Raw genomic sequence first — 19,019 nt, forward strand, 5'->3', positions numbered from 1 at the left:
GCCGGAATCGGTGTCCTCACCGATTCACCTTTTAATGCCTTGGTGAGGACACCAAGACTGGCATGAGATTAGAGAGATGCTTCGGCAAGCTCAGCAAGGCAAGGGAGCCGCTCTGGTTTCGTTTAGCTTGGAAGAGTGCGTTTCAGGATTGCTCCAGTATTTCCTTCTTGTTTTAATGAGGTTAAGCCTTGCCAGCTTTAGTTTGGGCGGTTAGTTCTTCTTTCAAAAACTTAGCGGTATAGCTTTTCTTGCTTTTGGCGACCTCTTCAGGAGTGCCTTGAGCTATGATTTGACCTCCCTTGTCGCCACCCTCAGGGCCAAGGTCTATAATGTGATCAGCTACTTTAATTACATCTAAATTGTGCTCAATTACCAAAACGGTATTGCCTTTGTCTACAAGCCTGTTGAGTACATCGAGCAGATGTTGAATGTCTTGAAAGTGGAGGCCGGTTGTGGGCTCATCCAGAATGTAGAGTGTTTTGCCTGTGTCTTTTTTAGAAAGTTCTGTGGCTAACTTTACCCGCTGGGCTTCACCACCTGAAAGAGTTGTGGCGTGTTGACCTAATGAGATATAGCCTAAGCCTACATCATTCAATGTTTGAATTTTTCTCAAAATCTTGGGTTGGTTTTCGAAGAATTCAACGGCTTGTTCTACGGTCATATCCAGCACATCCGAGATAGATTTTCCTTTGAATCGAACTTCAAGTGTTTCGCGGTTATAACGCTTTCCTTTACAAGTTTCACAAGGTACATGCACGTTCGGTAGGAAATCCATTTCGATCAGCTTCATTCCGGCACCTTCACAGGTTTCGCAGCGCCCACCCTTCACATTGAAAGAGAACCGACCTGCTTTGTAGCCTCTGATTTTGGCTTCAGGAAGTTCTGTAAACAGGGTGCGTATATCTGAGAATACTCCGGTATAGGTGGCTGGGTTCGACCTTGGGGTTCGACCTATAGGCGACTGGTCTACTTCTATCACCTTATCGACATCTTTCAACCCGGAAATACCTTCGTAAGGAAGGGGCGATTTACGCGATTTATAGAAATGATGGTTCAGGATAGGGAAGAGGGTATCGTGAATCAGGGTAGATTTACCGCTACCGGAAACCCCTGTAATGCACACCATTTTACCCAGAGGAATTTTCAGGTCTACTTTTTTGAGATTGTTTCCGCTGGCTCCTTTCAGGGTGAGCATTTTACCCAGGCCTTTTCTTCTCTGTGAGGGTATTTCAATTGCTTTTTCGCCCTTAAGGTATTTGGCGGTGGTTCCTCCTTCTTTTAAAAAGGTTTTGGGGTCATTGGCTGCCACTATTTGCCCTCCATGACGTCCGGCTCCTGGACCTATATCGATGATAAAGTCAGAGGCCAACATCATGTCCTTATCGTGTTCTACTACTATAATGGTGTTGCCAATGTCGCGTAGGTTTTTTAGGGCATTAATAAGTTTCACATTGTCTCGCTGGTGCAGCCCAATACTTGGTTCGTCCATAATGTAGAGTACTCCCACTAGCTGAGTGCCTATTTGTGTGGCCAAACGAATACGTTGTGCTTCTCCACCAGAAAGGGTTCGAAGCGGACGGTTGAGTGTAAGATAGTCCAGGCCAACATCGAGCAGAAAGCCTGTTCGCTTTCTTATTTCTTTTAATACCTCCGGAGCAATTTGGTTTTGCTTTTCGGTGAGCCGTTCTTCAAGGCCTACCAGCCAGTGGCCTAAGGACTCAATGTCCATTTCGGCTAATTCGGCAATGTTCTTATCGGCAATTTTAAAGTGAAGCGATTCTTTTTTTAGCCTTGCACCGTTGCATTCAGGGCAGGTTTTCACGGTCATAAAGTCGGCAATCCACTGACGTGTTTTTTCAGTGCCTTCTTCCATTTGCTTTTCCAGAAACTTAATTATTCCCTCAAACTTGGTGTTCCAGTTGGTTCCCGGATATTTTTTGGAGCTAACAGCAACAGGTACATCGTCTCCATATAAAATGGTTTCCAGCACCCCTTCGGGTAAGTCTTTTATGGGAGTGCTCAGGTTGGCCTTGTGGCGCTTGAGTATGGCTTCGAGCTTTTTGAATATCCAAATGTCGCGATAGTCGCCCAGCGGAGCCAGCCCGCCCCGGCTGATGCTTAAGTTGGGATCTGGCACCACACTCTCTTTACTTATCTCTTCTATTTGTCCTAAGCCATTACAGGTAGGGCACGCACCATATGGAGAGTTGAAGGAAAAGTTGTTCGGTGCAGGTTCATCGTACGACAACCCCGTTTCCGGATCCATGAGGTATTTAGAAAAATGATGAATCTGGTTTTCTTCATCGCGAATCATCATCACTCCATTGCCATGGCTCATGGCGGTTTTCACACTTTGGGCAATGCGGAAGCGGTCTTTTGGGTCTGCAATTATACGGTCGATGACAATTTCAATGTCGTGTGTTTTGTAACGGTCTACTTGCATTTTGGGCACCATTTCCATCACCACACCATCTACCCTCACTTTGGTGAAGCCCATTTTGCGGATTTGAACGAAAAGTTCGCGATAGTGGCCTTTTCGTCCTTTTACCACAGGGGCCAGAATGATCAACTTCTTACCCTCGAAATTCTTGATCAGGTGATCGATAATCTGGTCTTCCGACTGGCGAATCATGGGTTTACCGGTCAGGTAAGAATAGGCTATTCCGGCACGGGCATACAAAAGCCTTAGAAAATCATAAATCTCGGTCAGTGTGCCAACTGTTGAGCGGGGGTTTCTGGAGGTAGTTTTTTGCTCAATGGAAATTACAGGGCTCAAACCATTGATTTTGTCAACATCGGGCCTTTCCATATCGCCAATGAATGAACGAGCATAGGCCGAAAAGCTTTCCATATACCTGCGTTGCCCCTCTGCATAGATGGTATCGAAAGCCAGGGATGATTTGCCCGATCCGGAAATACCAGTAATGACTACAAGCTTATTGCGCGGAATAGTAACATCAATGTTTTTCAGGTTGTGCTCCCTGGCACCAAAAACCTCAATATTTTCATGACCTGAGATGTCTACAGGAGCAGGTTCTATTGTCGCATTTTCTTTGAATTTTTCCATCAGAGCAGGCTGCCAGAGCAGAATCCACAAAGGTCAGGATTTACCAACGCAATTACAACTGAGGTGGAATGATTAAAGTTTCGTAGAAGTAGTTATCAGTTGAACAGAAATTAGAAAACAGGAATGCAATGACAAATTGATGCTAGAACACCACTTATTTAATCTTGATCAAAATTGATTTTTTAGGATAGACTCAAGGAGAAAAGCATTGCCAGATGAATATTAAAACAATGACTGCAATAGCCGCTCGTATCGCCATCAGTGTCTCTCGCAGAGGACGCTGATGATTATTTGCCCTCAAAGTTTTAGAGCACTCCTGTTTGCAAAATGGATATAGAGGTGTCACCCTTGGGCTGGGCCGATCCTTCGGCAAGCTCAGGATAGGAAAATGGGGTGACATACTAAAGCCGATTTACACAGTAGTCAGGAGGTTGCAAGAATGTCCTCCTCTGGAGGAGGTGCCCGTAGGGCGGAGGAGGAGAAACTATTCTCAACATAAGCTCAATTTCAAAATGTCCAAAAAACTTCGAAGTACTCTCTAACCAAAGCCAGTATAAGTATCATTAACATGACAACAATACCTGCCATATATATCATCTTAAGCATAAATTTATTACTCCTTTTCATTGAGCCTAATCGTTATCTACCAGCCGCTAAAAAGCTCCGCATAATCGCTTTATGGTCTGAAGTAATTTTCACTGCATCTAGTGAGTCTCACTTAATGCCTTTGACTTGGAGAAAGTAGGCCTAAACCGATTAATCAAGACCAAAAGTAGAACAGCAATAATCAACCAATAAATATTTGGTTCGGACATTCTATGTACATCTTCACCCAAGTCTAGAGATTGTTTCCCGGATAAGACCAGATCTTGTTTTCTTTTGAGAAGCTCTTTTTGAGATTCATTTTCAAGAGCTATGAAAGCGGTTGTTGGGTTCATGGTCTGTGACTCGAAACTAGATCTAACCAAATTGAGCCAGGACTTTTGTGCTGATTGAGTACCGAACCTGAATTTCTTCCACTCAGCATGGGCCGTCAGTGCTGCTTCCCATTCATTCATAGGTTTTTGGTTTTGAACACTTTCCAGCTGAACTAAGGGTATAATACTTGGCTGATCATCGGCCGCTAAATAATAGTCCTTTCCTTCCGGGCTTGTCCAGAGAACAGTTGAATCAAATGAATTGGAAATCTTGGATATAGATATTCCCTTTAATGTGTTTCCGATTAAGGAATGAGCGGTAAGTTCCCCCTTGGAGTTAAGCACATAAAATTGTGTGTTTTCTGGTATGGCAAAGGTATAGTCTGCCAAATTCCTTGTGAAAACCGCGGAGTTGATATCATCTGTTAGTACAATAAAAACTGGAAAGGAGTTTTTGGGCTCAATAAATTCATTAATGAGCAGTTTCTTGAATGCCTTTTCAAGAAAGAAACCTCCGTGAGAGTCAAGCTTCATTTCTCCTATTTGTGCCAGGCTCGTGGTCAAAATTTCTGTGTTTACTACCGAGACTTTAGAATCATTCAAGCTAAACCCAGCATGGCGCTCAATTTTGTTCGCTTGATTTAAATATGTCTCAAGCTTGTTTTCATTGCCAATAGAGTAGTCAAGAAGGAAGTGCAAGTATGGCTGACGCTTAGAAGCTGGGAGCTGCTGCTTTTGGTACCTTCCAACATAGTGGACATTCGAAAATGAAACTGATTCATCGTCTAGACTTTCTTGTGGGTATCCCAGCTGGATTGTATGGTTTTCGATCTTAATTGACTGAGGCTCCTTGTGAACGAATTCAATACCACTTACACGTGTTTCGCCACTTTTGAAAGGAAAGATTCTGAAACTAATATTGTTTCCCGAGGTATAGTGAATTATTCCTGGGTCTCTTGGCCCACTAACAATTTGTTGATACAACCAAGTAGCGGCCTTCTTCTCTGAAAGAATACCTTTTTCCTTAACTCTATCAATCCATAGATAGTAATCGCTAATCCAGACTCCATCAGGTAAATCAAAGTTGGTAACGAACTCAGCAAAGCCTTGAGGCTGATTGTTTTTTATCTTGAATTCAACTGTGGTTTTCCAATACTTCTCTTGGTCGTCATAATGAGAGGCGGCCTCTGCACTTAGTATTTCAATATTTTCATTAGATCGGTTTGTTGCTGATAAAACAGCATTTCTGGATTCTGTAGATGTGGTTGATCCGAAGAAAACCTCTTCCAGAATATGAATTTTGTATTCGGAAAGTGTCATATGGTCTAGCACTACCCAGTTAAAGTAAGGGGTTAGTATGGGCTTGGCAGTCGCAAAATCAAAATCGTTAGACTTATGACTTTTGAGCGTATTTAAGGTACGTTTTAGGGAAGCCAATCTAATATTTGGCTCAGATTGATTGAAGTCATGGTCCTCAAAAACATATTCGAGGGCTCGATTGAGAACGGCCTTATCGTTCAGGTAATTTACTGTTACACAGGCTGGGAGAAATAAGAGTCCGGAAATTAGAATACCATAGAGTTTAAGTTTACTGTAGTATTGGCTTAAGAATTCAAAGTCTGAGAACAAATCCTTGGCCTGTATGATCATCAGAATCAAAGGGGTCAGCATGAGAAACCCAGCTCCCGCTATGATAATGAGTAAAACTGACAGGGGCAGATAAGGTAGGAAAACCAGAAAGAAATAGAAGATGTAGACAATAGTTACGCTTTTTAAGCCAAACAAGATCAATTGCTTTTTTGGATTAGTATCGGGTGGTATACAAACCAATACAGCATTAACGACCGAAATGATATAAAACCAAGGGTTCGTGAAGTTCCCAAAAATGTCATCATGACTTTGATTGAGAGTTAGCCCAACTATGGGAAGGACCCCGGCAAAAATGATTCTCCATGTTAATGTAAAATCAGTCCATGTTTTCTCTCTTCTGATCCCTAATAGGTAGACAAACCTCATGACAAAGAAGAGAAAGATGACTGTTGTTATTACCAAAAAAATGATGCCTGCATGCTCAGTGAAATCTGACCCTAGTGGCTGCCATAGCGGTAATACAAGTTGGAAGAACAAGTACCAGGAGAGAGGTACTGAAATAGCGCCTAGAAAATTATACCAAGGCTCTGTATTCTTTTCGCTAGAGGTAAGGTGAAGCACAATAATATATATGGAGTGGACCAGAGTCGGCATTAAGGCAATGCTGATATAAAATATGGTGTCGGATGGAAGCATCCAGTTGGGAATGGAATTAGGAATGAGGACAGATGTGACACTCCAGTAGTAGTAGAGAAACGAAATATTGAAAAGAAGACTGATTAAGGCATAAGCAATTTGAATGCTTCTCTTCCGGGCCATTGAGTAAATGACATAAATGAAAGTCGATAAGATTAGCACTAGAAAAAGGGTCCCAGCGGTATACCATTCCGCTATACTCCGTTCATCGAGCAAGGATTCAATAAGCATAAAACCGCTTAAGTAAATAATAAAGATAAGGCTTAGTGGAGCTGTGTTAATGATTAACAGCCATTTTGGGTTAAGTAAGTTTCGCATGTTGGTGGAATGGCTTTTTTAGAAACAGAAGGTAGGTAAGAAGTAATGAGATTATGTAAATCATGCTTCCAAGTGCTTCATGGAACCAAGGTGAGGACACCCATTCGGCATTTGCTGAAAATTGTAGCAAAGTGATGCTTATAATTATTCTCGATGCATTGACCGCTATTGTTAGAACATAGGCTATAAGCATGGCTTTTGATAAGCCTAACAAGTTGGTTGCCCAGCCTCTACTCGTTTTGACTAGTACTGACGAAAGAGCTCCCCAGCAGATGATTAGGAAATTAAATCCAGAGCAGGACTTATCGATTAGGACATTGAGTTTGGGATAATAATAGCTGCCGTCATCCCTAATGTTGAATGAACCATCAATGCTAGCATGAACCAGCCAGTTAACGGGTTTCAGTATAAAAAGCAGGTTTTCAGTAGTACTAAATGAGAACCAAAGCTTCATTAAGAAGCAAGCAGAAATGATTACAATCAAGACCAGAAGACTACTTGAAGATTGTTGTTTGACTCCCATGTGCGTGGTCTTTATAGCCTTGAAATATGATAACTCCCCATAATCGCTTTGTGGTCAGAAGTGATTCTAACCGCATCAAGTGAATCGCAGCCTATTCCCTTGGAGTGGAGGATGTAGTCTATGGGTATTTGTGCTACAAATGGATTCCAGGTTGGGTATGTTGGCGTAAGCTTTTTACGGCTATCTGTTAGTTCTGTAGAAGACTGAAAACTCAACATTCGGTTATCCCATGGCACCGTGTTAAAGTCTCCCAATACCAGAAACTCCCCTGGTTGCTCCTTCACATAGTCTTCTGCCCATTTGAGGTGATTGTTTCTGTTATGCCATTTCAGTTTGGTGGTAGGAGATTTGGTATGTAAAGCCAGAAAGTTGATGGCTTCATCGCCCACCAGAATTTTGCCGGTAATGTTGGCAGTGGCTGTCACATGAATTTCTTCAACATCCTGCAAAGGATACTTGCTGAAAACTGCAATGCCCTGTCCCTGATCTTCATGTTCAACCACCTTGTAATAGGGGTAATCTTGAGCAAGGCCAGTCACTAGAACTTCTGCCCATTGATGGCTTACTTCCTGAAAAGAGACAAAGTCAGGTGCCAGTTCAATAACCCGGTCAATAGTCTCTGTGTATTTGTCATTCACCGAAAGCACATTGAACTGTAGCACTTTTAAAGTTTCTTCACCCTGATCAATTCTGTATGTTTTGTTGATGGGACCACTGATTTTCACCAAGAGCAGAAAGTAGATGATGAAATTTATGCCTGCCAGTCGATAATGGTGCTTAATAATCCAGATGACACTCAATAAACCATAGACCAACATGGCTTGAAATAGAAATGACTGCAGCAGAGTAAGCCCAAAAGTATAGCTTGGAATAAGCATGAATAGGGCAGGCGTTAGAAGAAAGGCTGCCAGGAGCCTTTCTTTATTCTTTTTTTGCCTGAACCAGCAATAAATTCTTAAAAGGACTAACCCGATCTTGATGATATATTTGAGATTTCGTTGTTTCATATTATTTAAAAGTACTTTGAGATACAAAGTGATTGGATAAATTTTTTACATACTGTTTCTTATCAATTGCTCCAGGGCATCGATGTGTGCCTTAAAGGCTTCTTTGCCTGCCCGGGTTGCCATGTATTGCGTGTTGGGTTTTCTGCCCACAAAACTTTTATTCACTTCTATATACAGTTCTTTTTCCAAGGCCTTTAAATGGCTGGCCAGATTCCCGTCAGTCACTTCCAAGAGTTCTTTCAATCGGTTAAAGTCCAGCGCATCGTTGGTCATTAGTGCCGACATTATGCCCAGTCGCACCCTACTTTCAAAAGCCTTATTCAGGTTGTGGATATCCACCCTATTTTTCGTATTTAAAGTACATAATGGCTCCATACAAAATATGTAGCACACCAAAACCAATAGCCCAAATGAGCAATCCATAGCCAACTACAGATGCTGCTATTAGCCCCAAAACTACTTCAGAAATGCCAAGAAATCGCACATCGCGGTAAGTATAATGACTTGCATTAATAAGTCCCAGACCATAGAAGATGAGTGTTGTGGGTGCAATAAGGCCAATAAGGCCTTGGTAGTAGAAAATAATCACCAGTATACCTCCGGTGGCCAGGGGAATGAACAAATTAATCAGTAGGCGTTGTGTGGTTTTGTCCCAGCTCTTTACCCCATCTTTTTTAGCCTTCTTATTGGTAAGGTAAACACCGGTGGCAACAGCCAGTATGAGAACTACCAAAGCATCTACCATAAGCCAGGTAAGATTGCCCCGAACGTCTCTTACTACCAGTTGCTTGTATATTAAGTCGTTACTGGTATAGGCCAGCTCGTAGGCTATATAGGCACCAATCAAGGCATAAATGCCAGCCAAAATGCCTGAAAGTCCGCTCAACGAAATAAAGCGTGATGATTTTTCCATCATCTGGCGTATTTCGGCAATATCCTCTATATACTTATTAGACATATCAAAAGTACTTTGAAATTCAAAGTAATAGAAAGGCTTTGAATTTTCCAATAGGCATTCATCAATTTTCCGCTTCTTTGTATCATGTCAACCACTCAAGATGCCGCCCTTCAGCAACGCCTGGCCCAAGGCGATGAGTCTGCCTTTCGTGAGGTTTTTGATTTATACTTTAAAGGCCTGGTGCTTTTTGCCACCAAATATTCAGTGGATAAAGAGGCGGCCGAAGATCTGGTACAGGATGTCTTCGTGAGGTTGTATGAACAAAAGAGTAAAATTCAGTTCCATACCTCTCTCAAGTCCTTCCTTTTCCAGTCGGTTCGCAATCGCTGCATCGACTACTGGCGCTCACACAAGGTCAGGGAGCGACATCATGGCGAAATACTTCTTACTACCAACCCGGAAACCCTAGATAGCCAAGAGCTTATGCTCCAGACCGAACTGGAAGAAAAGGTTTTTGAAGCCATACGCCAACTACCCGAACAGTGCCAGCTTATTTTTAAGATGAATCGCTTTGAGGGTAAGAAGAATCAGGAAATAGCCGATGAACTTAATATTTCTAAACGCACCGTAGAGACACAAATAAGCAAAGCGCTCAAACGCCTACGCGAAGAGGTGTACCCCTATCTTAAGGCCATTATAGTACTTGTATGCTGGTGGTTTTGAGTAATAAAAAAAATTTGAATCGTCCGTACGTGTGGAGTAAATGCCGCGCGTCATACCTATGAAAAGCATGAAAGAACCAAAAGACATATCGCAGGAATTGCTACTCAAATACCTTTCAGGAACGGCCTCCGAGAAGGAGAACCGTGAGGTTAGGGAATGGATGTCTTTGGCCCCGGAAAACCGCGATTATATTGATCATCTGCAGAGCTTATGGGCCAATGCCCAGTCATATTCTTTGCTAGATAGCATAGATCTTGAAGAAAACTGGCAGGCGGTACAATCAAAACTGGGCAAAAGAACTACCTATAGAAAGCAGCTCTTCTGGAAGATTGCGGCCACTCTTGTATTCTTTTTGACCGCTGCTTTTCTCATAAAAAACTTTCTATATAGGCCCTTGGAGTGGCAGGAGTTTGAGGCCAGCGAGCAAACCACCCTTACTCTCCCCGATGGTTCTCTTGTAGCGTTAAAAGCCGGCTCACAGCTTGTTTATCCTACTCAGTTCGGAGACGAAAGACGGGTAAAGCTTAAAGGAGAGGCCTTTTTTGAAGTAGAACACAACCAGGAGACTCCTTTTGTGGTAGAGGCCGACCAAACAGAAACAAGAGTGCTGGGCACTTCCTTTAACCTTCGAACAGCCGCAGAGTTTTCCAGCCTTGAGCTGGTGTTGGTAGAAGGCAAGGTGAGCTTTACCAGTCCACTTGAAAAAGTAGTTCTTGAACCCGGCCAACGTGTGTCCTTAGGAGCCGGGGGCTTGTTGGAGAAAACCACCAACACCAATCCTAACTTTCAAGCCTGGAAAACAGGGAGGCTTGTTTTCGAAAACACGCCCATGAGCAAGGTATTCCAAGACATAGCCAATGCGTATAATACCCGTTTTGAGCTCAGTAATGAAGCTTTCGGAAACTGCACACTTACCGCACGTTACGATCAGGAAGGACTGGAGAATATACTCAGGACATTGGAAATATTGTTTAACCTAAGCTTTGAAGACAAGCAGGGAACCTACATGGTCAGTGGGGGAAGCTGCCAATAACATTTACAACTCGAAATATCATGAACAACAAATTAACCAAGGCCATATTTATGGCCGCGACATTCTTCGTAGCGTTGAGTGTCCAAGCTCAAGAAGATCAGAAAATCCGAACCCTTTTTAACAACGGAGGCATTCGCTCCAATGGTGGTTACGGAGGCGTCACAGTGGGTTATACTCAAATAGAAAATGCCGATGCCATAACCGTAGGTGGGCAGGGGGCCTGGCTCATCAACCACCAGTTTGGTATTGGTCTTGCCGGAACAGGCTTTATTTCGGAACGAAGATTTGACGCCACACTAGATAATCGCTATCTGACTACCGGAGGTTATGGTGGCCTTTTACTAGAGTTCATCGCTATGCCTCATAGCCCTATTCACCTTAGTTTTCCATTGGTAGTGGGTGCCGGTGGACTTACTTATGTAGAGTCCAGACGAGACTTCGATTTTTACGATTCTGAAGATTCGCAAGCCTTTTTTGTGGTTGAACCCGGTGTAGATGTGGAATTTAACCTGCTGCCTTTTATTCGTTTGGGTGTAGGACTCAAGTATCGTGTGACGTCTGACATTGAGTTAAGCTACAGAGATAGTGGTGCTGCCATTTTAGACCGTGATGCCCTTACAGGCTTTAGTACTGCATTTAGCCTTAAGTTTGGAAAATTTTAACATTAGCAATCCTTAAAAGCGAGCCTGTAAGTTCACTGTCAGTGAATTACAGGCTCATTTCTCTTAGCTTTGCACAATACATTGTTTATGCGATCCGCGGCCCTCTTTTTGTTTCTCATATTATCGTTGAACGATATAGCCGCTCAGTCAGGCTCACTACTTCAGCGAAAGGTTAGCGCTCGCTTTACCAATACTTCTATTGAAGACATTCTGAAGTCACTGGAAACAGAAGACCTTTCGTTCGTGTATTCCCCGGAAGTCTTTGATGTAAAAAGGAGGGTTTCCATTAATAAACAGAATACCTCACTTCTTGAAGTACTCCAAACGCTTTTTACGGGACAAGAAATGGAGGCTCGTACTATGCAGGGTCAGGTTCTCTTGCGTAAGAAGTTGCCGAACCGAGAGCCTGTGATAAAAGACACCGGCAATGTTGCGGCAATTGGTCAGGGGCAGTATTTTCCTAAAGCCCGGCAAGACAGTTCCGTAAACAGACCTAAAAACCCCGTAGAACCCGACTCGGTGATATATGGCCTTGGCACCGGCCAACCGGTATTGCCCGAGCAGGGCAGGCTATTTGTGCAAACAACTAAATACTTCACTTACCAATATCCAAAACCTTACAAGAGTGCTGTGGTTGTGGTAGCCGGGCCTCAGGTTCTGGATTTTAGTCCTTTTGTGCCGAAGCAAAAGGTTTTCAATACAGAGGAGAACTCCGTTTGGGATCAAATGGCATTACAAAATAAGCGCAACTCAAAAGCCAAAGAGAAACAAGAGGAGGCTCTTCCTAAGGAACGAAAGTTCCGAATGTCACTGGCTTCTTATGTGGGTTATACAGAAATAGATGATCGTGCAGGTATACTTACAGGCGGCCGGGTTTCTTACTTTTTTAGTCCCCACTTTGGAATGGGCGTGGCAGGCCATGGTTTTCAAACCGTGCGGCAGCCCGATGCACAGTTGGGCGGAAACTATATGTTTACCGGGGGCTATGGTGGTTTGGTGTTCGAGTATGCTCTTTTTCCCCACAAGCCCATACACATCAACATACCTCTAACGATTGGTGCCGGGGGTTATGAGTATTCTTCTCGCACTACCAACCCGGTGGCCAATGTAGAAAGTGCCGAAGCCTTTTTTGTGTTCGAACCCGGCCTGGAGCTCGAAATAAATGTGACTTCCTTTATGCGCATAAATATTGGAGCTAGTTACAGAGATGTGTCTGGTGCCGGGCTTTTCTATTCGACCAACCAGCAACCTATTGCTTCCGCTACTACACTGGAAGGTATGAACTATGGCATTGCACTAAAGTTTGGCTGGTTTTAGTTTAAACTTGTTGTAGCAACTTTTGCAGTTCTTCATGGTTTGATACCAACTGTTCGGCCCCAAGGGCTTTTAGCTTTGCTCCATGGCCATGGCGCACATGGCTGCCGCCCAAAAAACCAATGGTGCGCAGGCCTGCCGCCACCGAGGCACTCACTCCGGCCACACTATCTTCAACCACTACCACTTCGCTGGGCTTTAGCCCCAACTTTTGTAGGGCCAATAAATAAACGGCAGGGTCTGGTTTTCCTTTGGCTACCAACTCGGCCGAAAACACGCGTTGCCCGAATACTGCTTCGGCACCTAACATTTCAATGGCTTCCAGCACGTAGTCTGTAGCACTATTGGAAACCATACTTGCCTGAAGCGGAACGCTGGCCAGCATTTCTTCGACACCTGAAATAGGTCTCATGTTAGCCCTTATTTCGGTGTCCATGGCGGCCACGGCTTTCTTAATTTCCAACTGAGGTGCTAGCTTACCGGAGTCCACCAAAAGTGCTAGAATATCGCTAAACGTTTTTCCGGTAAACTGATGGATAAACGTTTCGGTATCTATGACTACACCTTGCTGATTGAGCCATCGGGTGACTACTTCTGCGGCTACAATTTCCGTGTCAATGAGTACACCGTCACAATCGAAAAGAATGTGTTTGGTCATTAGAAATTTGGAGACAGCAAGTACTTAGAATAGAACTCATCGATTACCCGCACAGCATCTGTTGGGGTTTCCACAATGTTAATCAGATTCAGATCTTCAGGGCTAATGTTTCCCGCTTTTAGCATGGTGCCTTTAATCCAGTCGAACAAGCCTCCCCAAAACTCTTCTCCCACCAAAACAATGGGAAAGCGCCCAATTTTATTGGTTTGTATCAGCGTAACTGCTTCGAAAAGTTCATCGAGCGTACCAAAGCCTCCTGGCATTACAATAAAACCCTGGGAGTACTTTACAAACATGACTTTTCTTACAAAGAAGTAATCGAACGAAATCAGCTTGTCCGGATCTATATACATATTGTTGCCTTGTTCGTGAGGCAGTTCTATGTTGAGCCCTACTGACTTACCCTTCTCACTTTTAGCTCCTTTGTTTCCGGCTTCCATTATACCGGGTCCGCCACCGGTGATTACCCCGTAGCCATGGCGCACCAGCTTGGCGGCTATTTCCTCGGCCATTTTGTAGTACGGGTTGTCTGATTTGGTTCTAGCCGATCCGAAAATGGATACACAGGGACCAATTTTGGCCAGTTTTTCGAAACCTTCGACCATTTCGGCCATTACTTTAAAAATTACCCAGGAATCGTGGGTTTTTATCTCGTTCCAGTCGCGGTCTTTAAAGGCCTGCTTAATTTTATCTTCGTTTGTCATTGTGTTCTTGTTTTAGTTAAAAATAGATGAAAGCCTCCCAATAAACGAAGGCAACCCCTCAAGGTTTTTTTAATTTACGGTGAAATTAGTTGGCATTGGCTCTTTTTAATGCTTTAACCTTTCTCCTTACTCCTCAGGTTTTGCAGGGCTTGCTCTAGTTTTGGAAAACTAAAATCGAAACCTTCTTTCATGATTTTTTCACAGCTCACCCGGTTACCTCCCAACACCATACCGGCCATTTCTCCCAACATTAGCTTTAAAATAAGGCCGGGTACGGGAATGGGTACAAAGGTTTTTCCAAAAACTCTGGCTGCGGCCCGGGTCAATTCTTTGTTGCTGGCAGGTCGGGGCGCCACGGCATTGTATGTGCCTATGAGTGCCTCATTTTCCAGGGCAAAGACAAACATTCTGCAAAGATCTTCCATATGAATCCAGCTCATGTATTGGCTGCCCTTGCCCAATGGAGCCGCCACAGGGGGCTTGAGGAGTTCTACCAACGCTCCTCCTTTTTCGCTCAAAACCACACCTATGCGCAACTGAAGCAACCGAATGTTCAGGTCGGTGATTTTGGCTGTTGAGGTTTCCCAGGCGTCTGTCACATGGGCTAAAAAATCGTGGCCAACCGGAGCCGTTTCTTTAAGAATGCTGTTGCCGGTATCCATTCCATAAAACCCTATGGCCGATGCCGAAATAAAGGTTTTTACCTGATGTGGCCGCTCCTTGAGCATGTGGTAAAGTAAAAAAGAGGTTTTGGTTCGGCTGTTGTATATCTCTTCCTTTCGCTCGTTGGTCCATCGTTTGTCGGCCACTCCGGCCCCGGCCAAATGAATAATAGCTTCAACGCCCTCTAATGCACCCTCTTCCAGGTAATTGTTGTTATAGTCCCATTCAAAAACAGGATATGGTTTGCCGGTATCTTTGCTACGGCTGAGCACTGCAACCTCATGACCATTTTGCTGAAGCAAGGGAATAAGGTGGGAGCCAACCAGGCCCGTTCCTCCTGTGATCAACACTTTTTTACCCATAAGAATAAAAGTAGGGAAAGCTGGTGAATGTTTGCGAATGCAAGGAAAAAATGAGCTTATTGATTTATCAATTAGCCCAGGACTTTTTCAATTGTATAAACTACATACTGAAACCTGTCTTCAAACTCTTGGTTGACTTTTCTAAAGTATAGTTTGTTTCCATCAACAATAGGTTCCCATACATCTTCATCACTAATGTCTATTTCATCAATAACATTGAATTCTGCATCAAAAAACATCATATACCGCTTTTTTAATGCAGAACCATCTGTGGTTTTTTCGTAAAATGAATGGTATCGGAGATATATATCAATTTCTGGTAAGTAGTGGACTGGAAAGAACCTTGGACCTTCATAAGGATTTCCACCTATATTATTTCGAATATACTCTTTGCTAAGTGGGTCTCTTTTTGAGGGAGATAATTTTGGCTCAATATTTTTAGCGGAGATTTGCTGTGTTTTGTTGTTATAGACATAGATGGTGGAGCTGAATTCATAATTGAAAATCGTGAGCTCCCCAATTTGATTTAAATGGTGAGCTGCAAAATTATTGTAGTAGCCTCTTTCCGCATCATAGAGTAAGGATTCTTCAGGAGCACTTACGGGTAGAGAGTCCAATTTTCCATTTTTAGAATAAGTGTAAATAATTGAATTGTTTTTTTTAGCCAATAGGCCCGGAAAAACGCCTGCGTGGTCTGTTATGGGCAAGTAAATACTTTGATCAGGCCCTTCTTCAAATGAAAAAATTAAAAAGTTCTCATTCCAGTTCGTTATCTCGTCAGATGAAATTCTTTGTTTAACCTTAGCTGAATTAATGTCAAAAACTGAGATGTAAGACCTATCTAGTACATACAAACCATCTTTTCTAAGGAACATATCAAAAACAGGAGTATTTAAAAAATCAGGCCCTGTTATTTGTGCTTCAAAATGCCAAAGAGGTTTTTTATTAGTCAGATCAAAAAGCACAAACGTACGTCTTTCATTATCAAAAACGAGTAAGCTGTCTCTTCCAACTATAGAACTCTTATCAACTCTTTTCAACAATAACGAATCATGGGTTAATTCAATCTCATTCCTAACTAAGCTTAACTTTGAATCTATAAATGAGTCTTTGGTCTCTTTACAAGACCAAAGACTTAGTAACAACAAACCGATTGAGATAACTTGATGATTTTTCATAAAGGAGCAATCTGTTCATAATTAAATCCTTACGACTTAAACATAGATATCATAGCCTAGCTCTAAGAATCGTTTTCATAATTAAGAAATCAAAGTTATAAGTCGCCTTTTGATCAATTATGCTAGGTAATCAATGAGAGAAGCTTTGCTCTTTATGATTTTCGTAACAAACCAGCCATCTCATCAATAGGTATTCATTATTCTAGAGCACAGCTAGAGTTTGGACCATCTATCCCAACAATAATAACGCCCGACTCACCATTGGATTAAAGAACCGGCACAACAATTAAATGCAGCATCGTTCTCAATTTTGATTCAAGATAAATTAGTAGTTATTATGAAAAGCACAAAAAACGGATTAATACCTTAATGAGGCAATATATTTAGTTCCCTACCTATTGAAAATCAACCACTTAAAATAGGCCTTGTGGATATGGTTTGGAAGCGTCTTTGGACCTGCTGAGTACCACTACTTCGTGCCTGCGGATTTTAGCATTGGAATAAGGCCAGAACCAATCAGGCCCGTGCCTCCGGTAATTAAAACTTTTTACCCATAGACTTAAAAGTTTGCAAAGAGCTCAATTTTTGCACAAATAATGACAAGTCAATTAAAAAGGATTTGCTTTCCCCGGCCTTACATTTCTCTTATATTAAGCTTTGCTTGGGTTGAGAAGAGCATGCCATTTCAGTAGTGTCTCGCGTATCGCATGAAATTGCGGGTGCCAGCATGTTCTTTTCATCTACTATGTATTCGATAAACAGCTTATTGCCTATTAACTCATGGACAGACGAAAATTTATTGCAACCGGTGGAGCGGCCTCTTTGGGGCTTGCACTGGCCGGTTCCTCGGTAGGAGCATATACTATGCGCAACAAAATAAATGTGGGAGTAATTGGTACCGGAGACCGCGGCACCGGGCTTATGTCTTTGCTCAGGCAAGTGCCTGATATGGAAGTTGTGGCCTGCTCTGATCTGTTGCCTTTCCGATTGGAAAATGCATTGAAGATGGCTCCTAAGGCTAAAGGCTACGCGGATTATAAAGCATTGTTGGATAGGAAAGATGTAGATGCCGTGCTGGTTGCCGTTCCTTTTGGCGTGCACACGCAAGTGGTCTTGGACGCGCTAGATGCAGGCAAGCATATTTACTGTGAAAAAACCATGATTCGCGGCTACAGCGACATAAAAAAGGTAGCTGCTAAAGTCAGGGCTTCTAATAAAATCTTCCAAACTGGCCATCAATACCACAGCTCGCGCCTGTATACACATCTGGTGGAAAAAATTCAAAATGGGTTGGTTGGAGAAATAACGGCCATTGAGTGCCAGTGGAATAGAAATGGCGACTGGCGCAGACCTGTTCCCGATCCGAAGTTTGAGCGCATTATTAATTGGCGCATGTATAAAGAATGGTCTGGAGGCTTGGTGGCAGAACTTTGCTCTCATCAGATAGATTTTGCCAATTGGTTGCTGAAAGAAACGCCAAGCCGTGTCATGGGTTCGGGAGGAATTGATTACTGGAAAGATGGTAGAGAAACCTTCGATAATGTACACCTGATTGTGGATTACCCAAGTGGAGTAAAGGCCAAATACACCTGCACCACCATCAATTCTTTGGGAGATTATCAGATCAAAGTATTGGGTAAGAAGGGAACTGTTCAGATAGATTATGACAAGGCGTGGTTTTTTGCTGAACCTAATGAACCGAAACAGTATGGTAATGTGGACGGAGTTTCAGGGGCAACCATTAAAGCGTATGACAACAGACCGGGCTATCAATTTAATCTGGACCATAAAGACCCAACTTTACAGGCTTTGCTCGATTTTCAGGAGGCCATAGTTACCGGAGAAGAGCCTCTTTCTAATGTGGTTACTGGTGGGCATGCGGCTATGGTGGTGCAAATGGCCCTCGATGCCATCCACAATAATAAGATTGTGAGCTGGAAGGATGAGTATACTTTGGAGTGATTTGCTTTTAGTACATTGAAATAAACGTCCTTTGGGTACTTCTTCCAGAAAAGCAGGATTGCCCAGTTAGCGCCTAGAATTTCATCCCGACTTTTAGGAGGGATCAGTCAAGCATTCTCGCCTAACAGATCCCTCGGCTTCGCTCGGGATGTAAAGAGAAATTATCGGTGTTTAAACTACGGGCTTCCAGCCTTTTGCCGTCTTCACCGGTACTGGCTAAAGCCTAATGAGCAAGGCCAGCTTTTTATTTTGAGTGAAACCGAATCCATTCCCTTTCCATACTGAGCGAAGCCGAAGTATCTGTCCAAACGTTCTGAGCTGACGGATACTTCCACCATAGCCTGGATAGGAATGAAGCAGTGTCTATCAAAGTCCTCCATGAGAGACTTTGATGGGGCACTAGAAGCATCTGTCTAACCTAATGCCAGCCTTGGTGTCCACACCAAGACATTGACAGGTGAATTGGTTTGGACACCGATTCCGGCTAGGGTTTAGTGCGTAAAGTCATCTTTCTATGCTGAGCAAGGCCAAAACCGCTCCCTTTACATACTGAGCGAAGCCGAAGTACCTATGCAAACGCTCTAAGCTGGCAGATACTTCCACCATAGCCGGGATAGGAATGAAGCAGTGTCTATCAAAGTCCTCTATGAGAGACTTTGATGGGGTAGGTACTATGGTTTCATGTAACTGGCCAGTCTTGGTGTCCACACCAAGACATTAACAGGTGAATCGGTGAGGACACCG

The 19,019-nt window shown here is 43.1% G+C and carries 15 protein-coding genes; 5 read left to right on the top strand and 10 right to left on the bottom strand.

Going from position 1 to position 19,019, the window contains the following annotated elements:
* Positions 1-181 precede the first annotated feature (181 nt).
* The 6 genes from uvrA to B3O12_RS01155 all read right to left on the bottom strand — a co-directional run bounded on the left by uvrA (position 182) and on the right by B3O12_RS01155 (position 9,076).
* Complete coding sequence (uvrA, locus tag B3O12_RS01130) at positions 182-3,067, bottom strand: excinuclease ABC subunit UvrA (protein WP_286754995.1); 2,886 nt, start codon at positions 3,065-3,067, stop codon at positions 182-184.
* A gap of 704 nt (positions 3,068-3,771) precedes the next feature.
* On the bottom strand, positions 3,772-6,588 hold the full coding sequence (locus B3O12_RS01135; RefSeq protein ID WP_286754996.1) for an MSEP-CTERM sorting domain-containing protein: 2,817 nt from the start codon (positions 6,586-6,588) through the stop codon (positions 3,772-3,774).
* On the bottom strand, positions 6,572-7,111 hold the full coding sequence (gene xrtK, locus B3O12_RS01140; protein WP_286754997.1) for an exosortase K: 540 nt from the start codon (positions 7,109-7,111) through the stop codon (positions 6,572-6,574). Before xrtK ends, B3O12_RS01135 begins: the two co-directional genes overlap by 17 nt.
* A gap of 11 nt (positions 7,112-7,122) precedes the next feature.
* Positions 7,123-8,118 (bottom strand): endonuclease/exonuclease/phosphatase family protein, encoded by a 996-nt coding sequence (locus B3O12_RS01145; RefSeq protein ID WP_286754998.1) that lies wholly within the window; start codon positions 8,116-8,118, stop codon positions 7,123-7,125.
* A 45-nt stretch (positions 8,119-8,163) separates the two neighbouring features.
* Positions 8,164-8,457, bottom strand: a complete 294-nt coding sequence (locus B3O12_RS01150) for a winged helix-turn-helix domain-containing protein (RefSeq protein ID WP_262891749.1) — start codon at positions 8,455-8,457, stop codon at positions 8,164-8,166.
* Between the two features lies 1 nt (position 8,458).
* Positions 8,459-9,076, bottom strand: coding sequence for a hypothetical protein (locus tag B3O12_RS01155; protein WP_189628744.1), 618 nt, complete (start codon positions 9,074-9,076; stop codon positions 8,459-8,461).
* 84 nt (positions 9,077-9,160) lie between these two features.
* Here B3O12_RS01155 and B3O12_RS01160 point away from each other — a divergent pair, with 84 nt between their 5' ends.
* The 4 genes from B3O12_RS01160 (at position 9,161) to B3O12_RS01175 (ending at position 12,751) form a co-directional block, all read left to right on the top strand.
* Positions 9,161-9,739: an RNA polymerase sigma-70 factor gene (locus B3O12_RS01160; protein ID WP_286754999.1), complete on the top strand. Its 579-nt coding sequence runs from the start codon at positions 9,161-9,163 to the stop codon at positions 9,737-9,739.
* Between the two features lie 67 nt (positions 9,740-9,806).
* A complete protein-coding gene (locus tag B3O12_RS01165; protein ID WP_286755000.1) occupies positions 9,807-10,772 on the top strand; it encodes a FecR family protein in 966 nt (321 codons plus the stop codon).
* Between the two features lie 20 nt (positions 10,773-10,792).
* Entirely contained in the window at positions 10,793-11,434 is a 642-nt protein-coding gene (locus B3O12_RS01170) for a hypothetical protein (RefSeq protein ID WP_189628741.1), read from the top strand.
* Between the two features lie 87 nt (positions 11,435-11,521).
* On the top strand, positions 11,522-12,751 hold the full coding sequence (locus tag B3O12_RS01175; RefSeq protein WP_286755001.1) for an STN domain-containing protein: 1,230 nt from the start codon (positions 11,522-11,524) through the stop codon (positions 12,749-12,751).
* 1 nt (position 12,752) lies between these two features.
* On the opposite strand, the gene B3O12_RS01180 is transcribed toward B3O12_RS01175, so the two are convergent.
* From B3O12_RS01180 to B3O12_RS01195, 4 genes are all read right to left on the bottom strand, one after another.
* Positions 12,753-13,406, bottom strand: coding sequence for an HAD family hydrolase (locus tag B3O12_RS01180; RefSeq protein WP_286755002.1), 654 nt, complete (start codon positions 13,404-13,406; stop codon positions 12,753-12,755).
* The gene (locus B3O12_RS01185; protein ID WP_189628738.1) at positions 13,406-14,110 is read right to left on the bottom strand and encodes a TIGR00730 family Rossman fold protein; all 705 of its coding nucleotides are present in this window, start codon (positions 14,108-14,110) and stop codon (positions 13,406-13,408) included. The genes B3O12_RS01180 and B3O12_RS01185 overlap by 1 nt, the downstream gene beginning before the upstream one ends.
* A 113-nt stretch (positions 14,111-14,223) precedes the next feature.
* Positions 14,224-15,135, bottom strand: coding sequence for a TIGR01777 family oxidoreductase (locus B3O12_RS01190; RefSeq protein ID WP_286755003.1), 912 nt, complete (start codon positions 15,133-15,135; stop codon positions 14,224-14,226).
* Positions 15,136-15,206: 71 nt separating this feature from the next.
* Positions 15,207-16,313: a hypothetical protein gene (locus B3O12_RS01195; protein ID WP_286744264.1), complete on the bottom strand. Its 1,107-nt coding sequence runs from the start codon at positions 16,311-16,313 to the stop codon at positions 15,207-15,209.
* Between the two features lie 780 nt (positions 16,314-17,093).
* Between B3O12_RS01195 and B3O12_RS01200 the strand changes: the two genes are divergently transcribed.
* Positions 17,094-18,275, top strand: coding sequence for a Gfo/Idh/MocA family protein (locus tag B3O12_RS01200; protein WP_286755004.1), 1,182 nt, complete (start codon positions 17,094-17,096; stop codon positions 18,273-18,275).
* The last annotated feature ends 744 nt before the right edge of the window (positions 18,276-19,019 follow it).

This window comes from Roseivirga sp. UBA838, assembly GCF_002296035.1.
Classification (GTDB): domain Bacteria; phylum Bacteroidota; class Bacteroidia; order Cytophagales; family Cyclobacteriaceae; genus Roseivirga; species Roseivirga thermotolerans.

Excerpts from the sequence above, each read along its gene's own strand:
- B3O12_RS01155 (WP_189628744.1), bottom strand. The coding sequence starts at position 9,076 with ATGTCTAATAAGTATATAGAGGATATTGCCGAAATACGCCAGATGATG.
- B3O12_RS01160 (WP_286754999.1), top strand. The coding sequence starts at position 9,161 with ATGTCAACCACTCAAGATGCCGCCCTTCAGCAACGCCTGGCCCAAGGC.
- B3O12_RS01195 (WP_286744264.1), bottom strand. The coding sequence starts at position 16,313 with ATGAAAAATCATCAAGTTATCTCAATCGGTTTGTTGTTACTAAGTCTT.
- B3O12_RS01175 (WP_286755001.1), top strand. The coding sequence starts at position 11,522 with ATGCGATCCGCGGCCCTCTTTTTGTTTCTCATATTATCGTTGAACGAT.
- B3O12_RS01165 (WP_286755000.1), top strand. The coding sequence starts at position 9,807 with ATGAAAGAACCAAAAGACATATCGCAGGAATTGCTACTCAAATACCTT.
- B3O12_RS01170 (WP_189628741.1), top strand. The coding sequence starts at position 10,793 with ATGAACAACAAATTAACCAAGGCCATATTTATGGCCGCGACATTCTTC.
- uvrA (WP_286754995.1), bottom strand. The coding sequence starts at position 3,067 with ATGGAAAAATTCAAAGAAAATGCGACAATAGAACCTGCTCCTGTAGAC.
- B3O12_RS01135 (WP_286754996.1), bottom strand. The coding sequence starts at position 6,588 with ATGCGAAACTTACTTAACCCAAAATGGCTGTTAATCATTAACACAGCT.
- B3O12_RS01185 (WP_189628738.1), bottom strand. The coding sequence starts at position 14,110 with ATGACAAACGAAGATAAAATTAAGCAGGCCTTTAAAGACCGCGACTGG.
- B3O12_RS01200 (WP_286755004.1), top strand. The coding sequence starts at position 17,094 with ATGGACAGACGAAAATTTATTGCAACCGGTGGAGCGGCCTCTTTGGGG.
- xrtK (WP_286754997.1), bottom strand. The coding sequence starts at position 7,111 with ATGGGAGTCAAACAACAATCTTCAAGTAGTCTTCTGGTCTTGATTGTA.
- B3O12_RS01180 (WP_286755002.1), bottom strand. The coding sequence starts at position 13,406 with ATGACCAAACACATTCTTTTCGATTGTGACGGTGTACTCATTGACACG.
- B3O12_RS01190 (WP_286755003.1), bottom strand. The coding sequence starts at position 15,135 with ATGGGTAAAAAAGTGTTGATCACAGGAGGAACGGGCCTGGTTGGCTCC.
- B3O12_RS01145 (WP_286754998.1), bottom strand. The coding sequence starts at position 8,118 with ATGAAACAACGAAATCTCAAATATATCATCAAGATCGGGTTAGTCCTT.